General features: G+C 62.6%; 15 protein-coding genes. 12 read left to right on the top strand and 3 right to left on the bottom strand.

Annotated elements, in window-relative coordinates; translation table 11 throughout:
* The first annotated feature begins 147 nt into the window (after positions 1-147).
* The 6 genes from ATE48_RS02385 to astB all read left to right on the top strand — a co-directional run bounded on the left by ATE48_RS02385 (position 148) and on the right by astB (position 7,693).
* Positions 148-1,230, top strand: a complete 1,083-nt coding sequence (locus ATE48_RS02385) for an OmpA family protein (protein ID WP_066767450.1) — start codon at positions 148-150, stop codon at positions 1,228-1,230.
* A 186-nt stretch (positions 1,231-1,416) separates the two neighbouring features.
* Complete coding sequence (locus ATE48_RS02380; protein WP_066774516.1) at positions 1,417-2,487, top strand: OmpA family protein; 1,071 nt, start codon at positions 1,417-1,419, stop codon at positions 2,485-2,487.
* 128 nt (positions 2,488-2,615) lie between these two features.
* A complete protein-coding gene (locus tag ATE48_RS02375) occupies positions 2,616-3,881 on the top strand; it encodes a hydrolase (RefSeq protein ID WP_066767449.1) in 1,266 nt (421 codons plus the stop codon).
* Positions 3,878-4,912, top strand: a complete 1,035-nt coding sequence (locus ATE48_RS02370) for an arginine N-succinyltransferase (RefSeq protein ID WP_066767448.1) — start codon at positions 3,878-3,880, stop codon at positions 4,910-4,912. The genes ATE48_RS02375 and ATE48_RS02370 overlap by 4 nt, the downstream gene beginning before the upstream one ends.
* On the top strand, positions 4,902-6,350 hold the full coding sequence (gene astD, locus ATE48_RS02365) for a succinylglutamate-semialdehyde dehydrogenase (protein ID WP_066767446.1): 1,449 nt from the start codon (positions 4,902-4,904) through the stop codon (positions 6,348-6,350). Before ATE48_RS02370 ends, astD begins: the two co-directional genes overlap by 11 nt.
* Complete coding sequence (gene astB, locus ATE48_RS02360; protein WP_066767445.1) at positions 6,347-7,693, top strand: N-succinylarginine dihydrolase; 1,347 nt, start codon at positions 6,347-6,349, stop codon at positions 7,691-7,693. The genes astD and astB overlap by 4 nt, the downstream gene beginning before the upstream one ends.
* A gap of 60 nt (positions 7,694-7,753) precedes the next feature.
* Here astB and hspQ read toward each other — a convergent pair whose 3' ends face one another.
* Entirely contained in the window at positions 7,754-8,077 is a 324-nt protein-coding gene (gene hspQ / locus ATE48_RS02355) for a heat shock protein HspQ (RefSeq protein WP_066767444.1), read from the bottom strand.
* Between the two features lie 244 nt (positions 8,078-8,321).
* Here hspQ and ATE48_RS02350 point away from each other — a divergent pair, with 244 nt between their 5' ends.
* Positions 8,322-9,368, top strand: coding sequence for a Ppx/GppA phosphatase family protein (locus tag ATE48_RS02350; RefSeq protein WP_066767443.1), 1,047 nt, complete (start codon positions 8,322-8,324; stop codon positions 9,366-9,368).
* Positions 9,369-9,436: 68 nt separating this feature from the next.
* Positions 9,437-10,069: an RlmE family RNA methyltransferase gene (locus ATE48_RS02345; protein ID WP_066774514.1), complete on the top strand. Its 633-nt coding sequence runs from the start codon at positions 9,437-9,439 to the stop codon at positions 10,067-10,069.
* Here ATE48_RS02345 and ATE48_RS02340 read toward each other — a convergent pair.
* Complete coding sequence (locus tag ATE48_RS02340) at positions 10,066-10,521, bottom strand: GyrI-like domain-containing protein (RefSeq protein WP_066767441.1); 456 nt, start codon at positions 10,519-10,521, stop codon at positions 10,066-10,068. The two genes, ATE48_RS02345 and ATE48_RS02340, sit on opposite strands and share 4 nt — an antisense overlap.
* A gap of 61 nt (positions 10,522-10,582) precedes the next feature.
* On the opposite strand from ATE48_RS02340, the gene guaB reads away from it, so the two are divergent.
* From guaB to ATE48_RS02320, 4 genes are read left to right on the top strand one after another with little or no spacing between them, the layout of a single operon-like run.
* On the top strand, positions 10,583-12,043 hold the full coding sequence (guaB, locus tag ATE48_RS02335) for an IMP dehydrogenase (RefSeq protein ID WP_066774513.1): 1,461 nt from the start codon (positions 10,583-10,585) through the stop codon (positions 12,041-12,043).
* On the top strand, positions 12,040-12,513 hold the full coding sequence (locus tag ATE48_RS02330; RefSeq protein ID WP_066767439.1) for a GNAT family N-acetyltransferase: 474 nt from the start codon (positions 12,040-12,042) through the stop codon (positions 12,511-12,513). Before guaB ends, ATE48_RS02330 begins: the two co-directional genes overlap by 4 nt.
* A 12-nt stretch (positions 12,514-12,525) precedes the next feature.
* Positions 12,526-12,903, top strand: coding sequence for a bleomycin resistance protein (locus ATE48_RS02325; protein WP_066767437.1), 378 nt, complete (start codon positions 12,526-12,528; stop codon positions 12,901-12,903).
* 33 nt (positions 12,904-12,936) lie between these two features.
* Complete coding sequence (locus ATE48_RS02320) at positions 12,937-14,214, top strand: RsmB/NOP family class I SAM-dependent RNA methyltransferase (protein ID WP_066767435.1); 1,278 nt, start codon at positions 12,937-12,939, stop codon at positions 14,212-14,214.
* Here the strand turns inward: ATE48_RS02320 and ATE48_RS02315 are convergent.
* Positions 14,211-14,444 carry a hypothetical protein gene (locus ATE48_RS02315; protein WP_066767432.1) on the bottom strand — a complete coding sequence of 78 codons (234 nt, stop codon included), beginning with the start codon at positions 14,442-14,444 and terminating at the stop codon, positions 14,211-14,213. The two genes, ATE48_RS02320 and ATE48_RS02315, sit on opposite strands and share 4 nt — an antisense overlap.
* Positions 14,445-14,488: the final 44 nt, after the last annotated feature.

The following is a 14,488-nucleotide window of genomic DNA, read 5'->3' as shown; positions in this document are numbered from 1 at the left end:
GCGCCAGAACCAGTATTAACGTCCGCGGACGGGGGACTGAAAACTGGGCGTCAACGCCAAGTTGGAGGGCTTCCGCACCGGGTCGCAAAGCGCGCACTGCGCGAAGTCTGCGTTGCGAGCGCAGGGGATCCTTTGAGAGGGGTGAAAATGAAATCGCGCATCACCAAGACTGTCGCGCTTGCGGCATTGATGGCAGGCGCCGCTGGCGTCGCCAACGCTACTGAAGGCTGGTATGGCCGTGGCGATATCGGCTGGTCATTCGATGGCGAGATCGATGTCAACGACGACTACGCCAATTACGAGTTCGGCGATTCGGTGCTCGAGCACGATTGGTCGCAGCACCTCGGCATGGGCTATGCTTTCTCGAACGGTTTCCGTTTGGAAGGCGAACTCGGTCACCGCTTCAACCAAATTGAACCGACTGACACGATCGACGCGGGTGGCGACGTCCACGCGTGGTCGGCGATGGCCAATCTGTTCTATGACTTCAACCGTGGTGGCAAACTCGAGCCTTATATCGGCGTCGGTGTTGGCGCCGCGCGCTTGAACTACAACGTCAACGATCACTCGTCGCTCAACTACGCTGAAGGCGAAGACACCGTTCTGGCCTACCAAGGTCTTATCGGCTTTGCGGTCGGCCTGGGCGAGCAATGGGATCTCGATATCGGCTATCGTTACTTCATCGCCGAAGGTGCTGAAGGCGATGGCAGCGACACCACCATTGGGTCGTCGACTGTTGTGACGCCGTACACGACGGACGCTGACTACGAGCACCAAGCTCTGACCGTTGGTCTCCGTTACCAATTCGCAGCGCCGGCTCCGCCGCCGCCGCCGCCGCCGCCACCGGCTCCGCCGCCGCCGCCGCCGCCGCCACCAGTGGCTGCTGCGTGCCCGACGTCGGAATTCGTTGTGTACTTCGAGTGGGATCGCTCGAACCTCAACCAAGCGGCGTTGGAAACCATCGATGCAGCAGTCAACCGCGCACGTCAGTGCAACGTTGGCGGCGTTGTCGTCGTTGGCCACACCGATACGTCGGGTTCACCGACCTACAACCAAGGCCTGTCGGAGCGTCGCGCTTCGGTGGTCCGCGACGCCCTCGTGGCGCGTGGCATCGCCGCCGGCTCGGTCCAAGCGCAAGCCCGCGGCGAGAGCGATCTTGCCCGTGCAACGCGCGACGGCGTGCGTGAGCCTCTGAACCGCCGCACCGCGGTGACGATCAGCTTCCGCTAATCGCTGCTCGATAGAGCTAAAACTGAGCGCGGGCCCGGCCAAAAGCCGGGCCCGTTGCTTTTGGGCGGGTTTGAGCCGGTTGCGGCGAAAAAGTGGTTATCGCCAGGCGCGAAACACGGGTAGGGTGCTGGGGCAAGGCGATCCAGCGGACGCGGGTCGTGGGGTAAGTTCACTTAGGGGATGAAGATGAGTTCAAAATTGAAGCGCGCGTTGGCGCTGGCGGCGTTGTTGGCGGCGGGCGGGACCGGTGTCGCGAACGCCACAGAAGGTTGGTATGGCCGTGGTGACGTGGGTTGGTCGTTCGATGGTGAGATTGATCTCGGCACCGACACTGGCGCCTACAATTGGGGCGACTCTGTGCTTGAGCACGATTGGTCGCAGCACCTAGGTCTCGGCTACGCCTTCTCAAACGGCTTCCGTTTGGAAGGTGAACTCGGTCACCGCTTCAACCAAATTGAACCGACTGGTGCGATCGACGCCGGTGGCGACGTTCATGCTTGGTCGGCAATGGCCAACCTATTCTATGATTTCAACCGTGGTGGCGCCCTTGAGCCATACATCGGGATCGGTGTTGGCGCCGCGCGCATCAATCAAGGTGCGAACGACCACGTCCCGCCGCCGACCTTCAGCGTTGATGGTGAAGACACCGTCCTGGCCTATCAAGGCCTCGTCGGCTTCGCGGTCGGCCTAGGCGAGCAATGGGACCTCGACGTCGGATATCGCTACTTCGTCGCTGACAGCGCCGAAGCTGACGTCACGCACGGCGCGAGCCCGTTCACGACTGAGTCTGATTACGAGCATCAAGCTCTGACGGTTGGTCTGCGTTATCAATTCGCTGCCCCCGCCGCTCCGCCTGTTGTTCAACCGCCAGTGGTTCAGCCGCCGGTGCAACCGCCTGTTCAACAGCCGGTCGCGTGCCCGACGTCGGAATTCGTTGTGTATTTCGAGTGGGATCGCTCGAACCTCAACCAAGCGGCGCTGGAAACCATCGATGCAGCAGTCAACCGCGCACGTCAGTGCAACGTTGGCGGCGTTGTCGTCGTTGGCCACACCGATACGTCGGGTTCACCGACCTACAACCAAGGCCTGTCGGAGCGTCGCGCTTCGGTGGTCCGCGACGCCCTCGTGGCGCGTGGCATCGCCGCCGGCTCGATCCAAAGCCAAGCCCGCGGCGAGAGCGATCTTGCCCGTGCAACGCGCGACGGCGTGCGTGAGCCTCTGAACCGCCGCACCGCGGTGACGATCAGCTTCCGCTAATCGCTGCTCGATAGAGCCAAGAAAACTAAGCGCGGGCCCGGCCAAAAGCCGGGCCCGTCGCCTTCGTGGTTTGCTTTCCGATGGCGAGCGGGGTGGACCTCAGGGCGCCCCTCGGGTACCCCGGCCTCATGTCCGCAGAGAGTTTAGCCGCCGCATCGCGTTCCGCATGGGGCGCCGATGTCGAGGCCCTGCTTGAGCGTCTCGATGGCGAGCGCGAGAGCCTTGTCGCACGCACCGAAAGCTGGTCGGCGATCAATTCCGGCTCGTTCGAATTGCCTGGCCTTGCCGCCATGCGCGTGACGCTACTCGACACAGTGTCTGAGCTTCCCGCGCCGCCAGAGGTTGTCGATCTCACGCCGTCGAAGCGGGTGCGTCCCGACGGCGAGGTCATTGACGTTCACCATGGCGCTTCCATCCGTGTTCGCGTTCGTCCAGATGCGCCGATCCAAGTTGCGCTCACCGGGCATTACGACACTGTCTTCCCGGCCGCGCACGCATTTCAGACGCCATGGCGTGAGGGCGAGGTTCTGCGCGGTCCGGGCGTTGCCGACATGAAAGGCGGCATCAACGTCATGTTCGCCGCGCTCAAGGCGTTTGAGGCGCTGCCAGGCGACAAGCGCATTGGTTACGAAGTGCTGCTCAGCCCTGACGAGGAGATCGGCTCGATGGGCAGCGCGCCGCTCCTGGCCGAACTTGGCGCACGCGCGCATGTCGGCCTGACCTACGAACCGGCCATGGCCGACGGCGCGCTTGTTGACGCCCGCAAAGGCTCCGCCAATTTCCATCTCGCCGTTAAAGGCCGCGCCGCGCATGTAGGTCGCGCATTCAACGATGGCCGCAGCGCCGTGCTCGCGGCAGCCGAAGCGGCGCTCGCGCTCAACAAGCTCAATGGCAAGCGTGACGGCGTGACGTTCAACGTTGGCGCCATCGATGGCGGCAGCGCCGTCAATGTGGTGCCCGAGCGTGCGGTGCTGCGCTTCAACGTGCGTGTACCCGACGCTGAAGCCGCGGTCTGGGCTGAAGCCGAAGTCGCTCGCATCGCCCGCGATGTCGGCGCTCACGATGGCATCGAAGCGCATCTGCACGGTGGCTTCACGCGTCCGCCCAAGCCGTTGAATGATCAGCAGCGCACGCTCGTGTCGTGGACGCGCCAAGCCGGCGCCGCACTCGGCCTCGATCTCAAATTCCAACCCTCAGGCGGCGTCTGCGAGGGCAATAACCTCGCAGCGGCCGGGTGCCCCAACATCGACACGCTCGGCCCCTGCGGCGGCGGTCTCCACAGCGACCAGGAGTTCGCCTTGATCTCAAGCTTCGCCGAACGCGCAAAGCTTTCGTTCCTGCTTCTCGCCGGTCTCGATCGCGGCCTATTTGACGTGCGGAGCCTGCGCTCGTGAGTGCTCCAGCGTACGTCATTCGCGCGGCCGGCCCCGCCGATCTCGAAGACTTCAAGAAATTGCGCGAGATCGCCGGCGCAGGCTTCACAAGCCTGATGCTCGACGACAAAGCGATGGCGGCAAAGCTCGCGCTCTCGCAAGAAAGCTTCGCTTCGTGGACCACCACCGCCGGCGCCGAGCGTTATTTCATGGCGCTCGAACACATCGAAACGGGCGCGCTGGCAGGATGCTGCGGTGTGAAGTCCACCATCGGTGAGACGCCGCCATTCTTCAATTTCCGCATGTTCACCGAGGCGCAGTCGTCGGTTGCCGTCAATCGCCGCTTCGATATGCGCGTGCTTATCGGCGTCAATGATTTCACCGGCTGCAGCGAAGTCGGCTCGCTTTTCGTGCGCCCAGAGCACCGCGCCGCCGGCATCGGCCGCGCGCTTGCGCAGAACCGCTACATGCTGATGGCGACGGCGCCGGAGCGTTTCCGGCCGCAAGTAGTCTCTGAGCTCCGCGGCGTCGTTTCGCCCGATGGCATCTCGCCGTTCTGGGAAGCAGTGGGCCGCCACTTCTTCAAAATGGACTTCGCAGAAGCCGATAAGCTGAGCGCCATCACCGACAACCAATTCATCCTCGATCTCATGCCGCAGCATCCAATCTACGTAGACCTGCTGCCGCAAGAGGCGCGTGACGTCGTCGGCAAGTGTCACAAGGACGGCGAGGGCGCGCAACGCCTGCTCGAATGGGAAGGCTTCACCTTCTCCAATGTCGTCGACATCTTCGACGGCGGACCATTGATGAGCGTCCCGCGCGATCAGATCCGCACCTTGCGCGAGTCCAAGCGTCTCAAAATCGAACCGGCCGCCCAGCTCGCAGGCGCCAAGCGGGCCTTGATTGCGGTGGCGAACATCCAAAATTATCGCTGCGTGTCGGCGCACGCCGTGGTGTCGGGCGACGTCGCGCGCGTGGACCCCTCCGTGCTTCGCGCACTCAAGCTTGAAGCCGGCGCAGACATCCTGGTTTGGACCGACAATGCGAACTGAACTCTATATCGGCGGTGCTTGGCACAAGGGTCACGGCGAAGCCTTCGCCTCCTACGATCCCGCGACCGGCGACAAGGTCTGGGAAGGTCACGCCGCCAGCGAGGACGATGTCGCTGAAGCGATGGCAGCGGCGCGTTTGGCGTTCCCCGCGTGGTCGCGCCGTCCTGTCGATGAACGCATCGCGATCGTGCGCGCGTTCGCCAAACAGATCGAAAAGCGCGGCGACGAGATCGCCCGTACGATTAGCCGCGAAATGGGCAAGGTCGCTTGGGACGCTAAGGGCGAAGTCCAAGCGATGATTGGCAAGATCGAGATTTCGATCCGCGCCCAAGCTGAACGTGCGGGCCAACGCGAGGAGAAGGCCGCGTTCGGCGCGATGACGCTTTCGCACCACGCGCACGGCGTGCTCGCCGTGTTCGGGCCGTTCAACTTTCCCGGCCATTTGCCGAACGGCCACATCGTGCCCGCGCTACTCGCTGGCAATTGCGTTCTGTTCAAGCCAAGCGAACTGACGCCTGGCGTTGCGGCCTTGATGGTCGAAGCTTGGGACGCTGCGGGGCTACCCGCTGGCGTGCTGGCGTTGCTTCAAGGCGCGCGTGAAACGGGCGCTGCATTGCTGGATTCGCACGGCCTCAATGGCGTGCTCTTCACTGGCTCCGCCCACACCGGCGCACTCATCCATAAGAAGTTCGCCGGTCGCCCGGACGTGATCCTCGCCCTCGAACTCGGTGGCAACAACCCGCTCATCGTTTGGCCGCCCGTTGACGCAAAAGCTGCAGCCAACCTCATCGTGCATTCGGCCTTCGCCACCAGTGGTCAACGTTGCTCGTGCGCGCGGCGCCTCATCGTGCCGCAAGGTGGTGACGGCGACGCCATATTAGCCGCGCTCGCCGAATTGGCCCCCAAAATCGCCGTCGGCCCCGCAACGCAAACGCCGGAAGCCTTCCTCGGTCCGCTGGTGAACGCTCATTCCGCCGAGCGCGCCGTGAAATTCGAACAGGGCCTTCTCGCGATGGGCGCCAAGTCGGTGGTGCCGGTGAAGCGCGATGGCGCTTACGTTCATCCGGCCATCATAGATGTCACCGGCCTCACGCCGCCGGACGAAGAACTCTTCGGCCCTGTTCTGCAAGTTTATCGCGCGCCCGATTTCGATCATGCGCTTGATCTGGCCAACGCCACACGCTTTGGCCTCGCCGGCGGTCTCATCAGTGATGACGCTGCGCTGTGGGCGCGCGTGAAAAACGAAATGCGCGCTGGCATCCTCAACTGGAACCGCCCCACCACCGGCGCCTCTGGCGCGATGCCGTTCGGTGGCCCCGGTCTTTCTGGCTCGCTTCGCCCAAGCGCATACTACGCCGCTGACTACGTCGCTTTCCCGGTGGCGACACAGCTTGCCGAAAAAGCCGCGCCGATCGCCGCGCCCGGTTTGCCGCAATGACCGGCGAGGTTGCTGAAGAGGTCAATTTCGACGGTCTCATCGGGCCGACGCATAATTACGCTGGTCTCTCCGAAGGCAATCTCGCCTCCGCGCGCAACGCCAACATGATTGCGCGCCCGCGCGATGCGGCGCTTCAAGGCCTCGCCAAGATGCAGCGCCTCCGCGCGCTTGGCTTGAGCCAAGGGGTGCTGCCGCCGCACGAACGGCCGAACGTTAAATGGCTGCGCTCGCTGGGTTTTACTGGCACGGACGGCGAAGTGTGGGCGCATGCGTGGAAGAGCGAACCCACCATCGCGCGCGCCGCGCTCGCGGCTTCCGCCATGTGGGCCGCCAACGCCGCGACCATTTCGCCAAGCGCTGATTGCTTGGACCGCCGCCTGCACGCGACCGTGGCGAACCTCCAAACCATGCTTCACCGCGTGCTCGAAGCCGAGCAAACCGAACGCACGTTGCGCCGCTTGTTTTCGGATCAAGCGCGCTTTGCAGTGCATCCGGCTTTACTCGCTCACGATGCCTTGTCGGATGAAGGCGCGGCCAATCATATGCGCATGGCTGCAAGCGCCGGCGCGCCAGGCGTCGAGATCTTCGTCTATGGCCGCAGGGCCAGCGAAACCAAGGCCGGTTTTCCCGCTCGTCAAACGCTGGAAGCTTGCACCTGCGTCGCGCGCAGCCACACGCTCGATTTCGGCCGCACCATTTTCACGCGCCAGGCTCCAAAAGCCATCGACGCCGGCGCCTTTCACAATGATGTCGTCGCCGTTGCGCACGAGCATGTTCTGTTTCATCACGAGGACGCCTTTGCGGACAAAGACGCGCTCTATGCAGAAGTGCGCGCCAAGGCCCAGGGTTTCGAGCCGGTCTTCGTCGAAGTTCCGCGCGCTCGCGTTGGCCTGGATGACGCGATCACGTCATACCTTTTCAATTCGCAGCTTGTGCACGCGCCGGGCGCAAACTCTCTCACCCTGATAGCGCCCACCGAGGTGCGCGAAAACAACAAGACGGCCGCTTATGTCGCCGAGATGATCTCCCGTCCTCGCGCCGCCATCGGGCAGGTGGAGTATGTCGAAGTCCGCGAGAGTATGCGCAATGGCGGCGGGCCGGCATGCTTGCGTCTTCGCGTCGTGCTTACGCCTCAGGAACGCGCCGCCGCGACGCCGAGCTTCTTCTTGAACGATGCGCTCGCCGCTAGCCTCGAAACCTGGATCAAGAAGCATTACCGAGAAGAACTTGCGCCCGCGGATCTCGGCGATCCTGCACTCGTCGGCGAAATTCAAACAGCTCTTGATGAGCTGACGCGCATCCTGCCGCTCGGCGGCGATTTTTATCCTTTCCAGCGCACCTAAAGCAAATCGGCGGCCGCATCGCTTCGACCGCCGATCCAACCTCACTTTGCAGCCCGCGCTTTAGTTCAGCGCTTCCGGGCGCAGCTTATATTCGCCGTCGTCCGTTTCATCGAACAAGAGATCGATTGACGGGTGCTCTACGGGATCGCCGCTGTCGTCAGGGATCAGGTTCTGTTCCGAGACATAGGCGACGTAATGGCTATCAGAATTCTCTGCGAAGAGGTGATAGAACGGTTGCTTGCGATCCGGCCGCACGGGCTCGGGAATTGCTTGCATCCACTCCTCGGTGTTCGAGAACTCCGGGTCGACGTCGAATACGACGCCGCGGAATGGAAACAGCTTGTGCTTCACAACTTGGCCTATGGAGAATTTGGCTTCCTGCATTTTCTCCTCCTCTTCCTCCTTCTTTCCTCTCGCTGAGGTAAGGTATGTAGCGATAACGCCGCTCACAAGGATTGATCCCACACTCCCCCCAAGTGGACACGGATATGTGTCTTAGGGACCGCGGATTCGCCGGAACGGGGCGGAAAGCGGGCAAATGGTGGGTGTGCTCGGGTCGCAAAATCGCTAGCATCGCGGCGAACTCGCAATTTTGCAGAGCCGTACGGCTCCGCTGGATGAATTTAGGATGAATAATGATGGGCGGGCGCCGGCGTCGCGAAGCGACGTGCGCTCTGGCCCGCGTCAGCGCCCGCCGATTTTTGCGGCGCTGGACCTGGGCACCAACAATTGCCGCCTACTGATGGCGCAACGGAACGCTGACGGCAGCTGGAAAGTTGTCGATGGATTTTCGCGCATTGTGCGCCTTGGCGAAGGCCTTGCGCATACTGGCAGGTTGAGCGAAGGCGCTATGGCGCGCGCGTATCAGGCGCTCGCCGCGTGCGCGCAGCGTATCGAAGCGCGCGAGCCGTTGGTCGTTGGCTGTGTCGCCACGCAAGCGTGCCGCGCCGCGTCGAACGGTCAGATGTTTTTGAACCGCGTCGAGAAAGATCTCGGGCTCAAATTCGAAATCATCTCCGCTGAAGAAGAGGCGCGCCTTTCCGTGCTCGGCTGCGCAAGCTTGCTTGAGCGCGAAGCCGAACACGCGATGATCGTCGATATCGGCGGCGGCTCGACGGAGATTTCCTGGGTGTCGCCCAGCGCGGTGCTGGATGCGGGGCTGACGCCGCCGATCATTTCTTGGGGCACTTGCCCAATCGGCGTCGTTACGCTTGCGGAGGACGAGCAGGAGCCCGAGGGCGCCGGTAAGCAAGCCTGGTACGAAGCGCTGGTGACGCGCCTCGCTGATACGATTGCGCAAGTCGGAAAAGCGCAGCATCTGCGCCAAGCTTTCGCTGAGGGGCGCGGCCACATTATCGGCACCTCCGGCACCGTCACCTCGCTCGCCGGCGTTTATCTCGATCTTCCGCGCTACAATCGCGCCCGGGTCGATGGCATGTGGTTCGACGCCGCCGATTGCCGGGCCACTATCGCCAAGTTGCTCTCGCAAACGCGCGAACAGCGCGCCGGGAACGCGTGCATCGGCAAGGATCGCGCCGATCTCGTGGTCATTGGCGGTGCGATCTTCGATGCGGTGCTTCGCGTTTGGCCGGCCGAACGCATTCGCGTGGCTGACCGGGGCCTCCGCGAGGGTGTATTGATGAGGCTGATGGCGCAGCATGGAGCGCGGCCGTGAGCGAGGAAGATCCCCCAAAGCGCCGCTGGACTGGTAAGCCGAAAAGCGGCGCCGGCGGCGAACGCCAAATGTTCACGCGCGTTAAAAACAAGAAGCTCGACGAAAGCTCGCGCAACTGGATGAAGCGCCACCTGAACGATCCGTACGTCGCGAAAGCACGCGCTGACGGCTATCGCGCGCGCGCCGCCTATAAGCTTATCGAGCTCAACGACGAGTTCCATTTCCTGAAGCGCGGCATGCGCGTGATCGATCTTGGCGCGGCCCCAGGCGGCTGGGCGCAAGTCGTCGTTCAACGCGGCGCTAGCGCCGTTGTCGGTGTCGATCTCTTGCCGATTGAACCGCTGCCCGGCGCGATCTTCTTTGAACTCGATCTGCTCGACGACAAAACGCCAGCCATCGTAATGGATGCATTGGGTGGTCGGCCCGACCTCGTGCTCTCCGATATGGCCGCCAACACCACCGGTCACGCGCGTACCGATCAAATCCGCACCGGCGCACTCGCAGACGCCGCCGCCGATTTCGCACTCGCGCATCTTGCTCCTGGCGGTACTTTTGTGACGAAAGCGTTTCAGGGCGGCCTCGACACCGCTCTGCTCACCCGCCTGAAGCAAGGCTTCGCCACCGTAAAGCACGCCAAGCCGCCTGCAAGCAGGGCGGAGAGCTCGGAAGTCTATGTCGTGGCGATGGGGCGGAAAGCCTAGCGCAGCAGGTAGCGCACTTCGGTTTTGATCGGATCTGGGCCATCGCCCCATTCGTAAGTTTCCCACGAAAAGCCACCGATGCCGTGGCCGTTGGCGGCGCACCATTGGTGGATCGCCATGTGCGTTTGCGGAAGCGTTTTGAGTGACCCGATATGGGTTGCGCTGGCGACACGTCCCTCTGGCGTCGACACGCATTTCACGGCGCCTGCTGGCTCGAAAGGCTTTGGCACTTCGATCCCGAAGTCGATTTCCATCGGCTGATCACGCTGCGTCGGGTGGTGGTAGACAAAGACCTGCCGGCCCTCGCCGCCCAGGTCCGTGCGCTCGGCAAGGAACGCCTTCACCTGATAAAGCGCGGGCTCCCAGGCGGTTGGGATGTCCTTGATTTGCACGCGGTCCGTGACCGCCGCGAGCACTTGCGGCGTGACTGTTTCAAGGGCGACCTGCACCATGGAAAGCTCCTATCCGGGCGGCAGTCTGGACAAAGCAGGCGAGAATCTCTACCAGCCGAACATGGAAATCCGTGAAGCTTTGACCTTTGACGACGTGCTTCTTGAACCAGGCCCGTCGGATGTGCTGCCGGCTGACGTAAATACCGCGACCCGGCTAACGCGCGGCATCACCCTCAACATCCCGCTCATCTCCGCCGCGATGGATACGGTGACGGAAGCGCGCCTCGCGATCGCAATGGCGCAAGCGGGCGGCCTCGGCGTCATTCACCGCAACATGACGCCCGCCGAACAGGCTGACCAAGTGAGGATGGTCAAAAAGTTCGAGAGCGGCATGGTGATCGATCCGATCACGATCCACCCAGATCAAACGGTCGGCGAAATCATTCTTATCAAGGAAGCGCGGCGCATCTCGGGGTTCCCGGTTGTCGATCGCGATAGCCGCAAGCTCGTCGGCATCCTCACCAATCGCGACATGCGCTTCGCCGATATGAATCAGCGTGTCTCCGAGCTGATGACGAAAGATAATCTCGTCACTGTCCGCGAAGGCGTGAACGAGGGCGAAGCCAAGAAACTGCTTCACAAGAACCGCATCGAGCGGGTGATCGTGGTGGACGACACGAACCGCGTGACGGGGCTTATCACCGTGAAGGATTTCGAAAAGGCGCAGGCCTTCCCGAACCGCGCCAAGGACGAGCGTGGCCGCCTGCTTGTTGGCGCCGCGTCCACCATTGGCGATGCAGGCTATGAACGTTCGCTAGCGCTGATTGAAGCGGGCGTTGACGTCGTGGTCATCGACACCGCGCACGGCCATTCGAGTTCGGTGCTTGCGGCGGTGAACCGCGTGAAGCGTGAATCTAACAAGACCCAAATCATCGCCGGCAATGTCGCCACCGCCGATGGCGCAAAAGCGCTTATTGATGCGGGTGCGGACGGCGTGAAGGTTGGTATCGGCCCGGGCTCAATCTGCACGACACGCATCGTCGCGGGCGTCGGCGTTCCGCAGCTCACCGCGGTGATGGATGCAGCTAGCGCTGCGCGCAAAGCCGACGTGCCAGTGGTCGCCGATGGCGGCATCAAGTTCTCGGGTGATCTCGCGAAGGCGCTGGCTGGCGGCGCGGAAGCTGCGATGATCGGGTCGCTGCTCGCGGGTTCGGAGGAAGCGCCTGGCGAAGTCCATCTCTTCCAGGGCCGTTCTTACAAGAGTTATCGCGGCATGGGTTCGCTCGGCGCCATGGCGCGCGGTTCGGCGGATCGTTATTTCCAAAAGGAAGTTACCGACCAGATGAAGCTGGTGCCGGAAGGCATCGAAGGCCGCGTGCCGTTCAAGGGGCCGGTCGGCAACATCATCCATCAACTCATCGGCGGCCTGCGCGCTTCGATGGGCTATGTTGGCGCCGCGAACCTCAAAGAGATGCGTGAGAAGGCTAAGTTCGTGAAAATCACGAGCGCGGGCTTGCGCGAAAGCCACGTGCACGACGTCTCGATCACACGTGAGGCGCCGAACTACCCGCTCGGCTCGTGAGCGTCAGGCCGTTAGCCGATTCTGATTTCGATTGGGTGCTCGCACTGAGCGCCCGCCACGAACGCGAGACCGGTAAACTCGACGCTGAGAAGTTGAGGGCGATGCGCGATGCTTCGTACCAAACGACAGTGATTGATGGGCAAGGCGGCTATCTCATCACCTTCGATCAGGACGGCGCCTACGACAGCCCGAACTTCTTATGGTTCAAAGAGCGTTATCCGCAGTTTGCTTATGTGGACCGCATCGTCGTTGATCCGAACGTGCGAAAGGCCGGTCATGCGCGCGCGCTTTATGAGCACCTGTTCGAGCGCGCTCGCCGAGATGGACACTCGCTCGTTGCGTGCGAGGTGAACGTCGATCCGCCCAACCCTGGATCCGACGCATTTCATGCCCGCATGGGTTTTGAAGAGGTCGGCTGGGCATTGCTCGGCAACGCCAAGACGGTGCGGTATCTAACCCGAGGCCTCTAAGGAGTGCTCACGATGAGCGGTAATTTCATTCGGATTACGCCCTTCATCCATGTGCCTGACATCGAGGCGGCGCTGAGCTTCTTTAACGATCTTGGGTTCGTTACGTACTTCCGTGCTGGGGCCTACGCTTACGTGCAGCGCGAATGTGCGGGCATTCGGCTATTGCAGAATGAGGGCGGCGACGGCGCGCCTCCGGGCAATCGGCGCTTCGCGTACTACGTCGATGTTGAGGACATCGAGGCGCTGCATCGCGAACTGAAGCTTAAGCTCGACGCCATGCCTCCCGGCAGTGTCCATGGCCCAGCGGACAAAGAATACGGCCAGCGAGAGGTGTGCGTGCTTGCGCCTGACGGCAATTTGCTCGTATTCGGCCAATCCATTGGAGGTTGAAGCCTCTTCACTCTGATTTGTGGGGTTCTCCCGATGCGCAACGGCGCCCGCCAGCAAGCGGCCATTGAAATTCTGACTTCGCTCGAAACCCAGCGCCAGCCTGCCGCCGATGCGGTGAAGGCTTGGATGCTGACGCACCGCTTTGCGGGGTCGAAGGATCGCGCCGAGATTGGCGATCTTGTGTTCGGCGCTTTGCGTTGGAAGCAATCTAGCGCCTGGCGGATGGGTGAAGACACCCCGCGCGCATGGGTTTGGGGCGCCTTGCGCTGGGGCTTCGGCCAAAGCGCGCAATGGATCGAAGACAGCCTTACCGATGATCCGCACGCGCCTGCGCCGATGACGGACGCGGAACGCGCTGCACTTTCGGGTGACAATATCGCAAATGCGCCCGCGCATGTCCGCGGTGATTTTCCAGAATGGCTGGACACGAGCCTTACGCGCATATTCGGCGATGCGCGGGCTGAAGAGGGTGCGGCGCTCGCAGCGCCTGCGCCGCTCGATCTCCGCGCCAACACGCTAAAGACCGATCGCGAGAAGCTGGTTGCCGCCTTGGCTGAGAGCCCGAAGCTCAAAGGCCCGCCGGAATTTACGCCGCATGCGCCGGATGGCGTGCGTATTCCCTGGTCGCAAGGGCGGACATTTCCCTGGGCCACGGAGCAGAGCTTCGTGCGCGGCTGGTTTGAAGTTCAGGACGAGGGCAGCCAGATCGCGGCGCGCATTTCAGGCGCCCAACCGGGCATGCAGATCGCTGACATCTGCGCGGGCGGCGGCGGCAAGACGCTCGCGCTCGCGGCGCTGATGCAGAACAAGGGGCAGATCTTTGCGCATGACATCGATGGCCGCCGCCTTGCGCCACTGAAGGAGCGGCTTGATCGCGCCGGCGTTCGCAACGTTCAGATCCGCGCGCCGATGCGGACGAAAGATGCGTTGGCGGATCTGCGTGACCGCATGGATATCGTCTTTGTGGATGCGCCGTGCACGGGTTCTGGCACTTGGCGGCGGAGTCCAGATTCGAAGTGGCGCTTGCGGCCGAATGCTCTGGCCAAGCGGCTTGAGGAGCAACAGGAGGCGCTGGCGCTGGCCGCGCCGCTGGTGAAGGCAGGCGGGCGGTTGATCTACGTGACCTGCTCGGTGCTGCCGGAAGAGAATGAGGATGCAGTTGCTGCATTCCTCGCATCATACGTGCAGTTCACGCCTGTCGGATTGGAGCCCGTCGGCTTGCCAGCTTATGAGCGCTCGATCGGCGTGCAGATGACGCCGCGAAAGACCGGCTGTGACGGCTTCTACGTCGCGGTTCTGCAGCGCGCCTAAACTTCGATATCGATGTAACGGCCGCGATGATCTGGCGGATCGTTGGCTTTCGCTTGCTGGGACGCCCGCTTTTTATGAGCGATCGGCGAAGGATCGACGCGCAACTTCTCGCGCACGAGGTCGCGATGCGTAACCGCCGCGCCGTATTCGACGGGCGGTGGTTTGTGCTGGGTCTGGTCCTGCGTACTGTTTGAAGCGACAGGCGCAGCGACGGGTGCGAGGCTTGTCATGTGGCGCATCATGTCACATCGCGGTTAGCGGGTCGTTCGGTTGT

Source organism: Candidatus Viadribacter manganicus, from assembly GCF_001679665.1.
Lineage (GTDB): Bacteria > Pseudomonadota > Alphaproteobacteria > Caulobacterales > Aquidulcibacteraceae > Vitreimonas > Vitreimonas manganica.
Note: the sequence above shows the minus strand (reverse complement) of the source record. Positions and strands in the feature narration are given on the sequence as shown.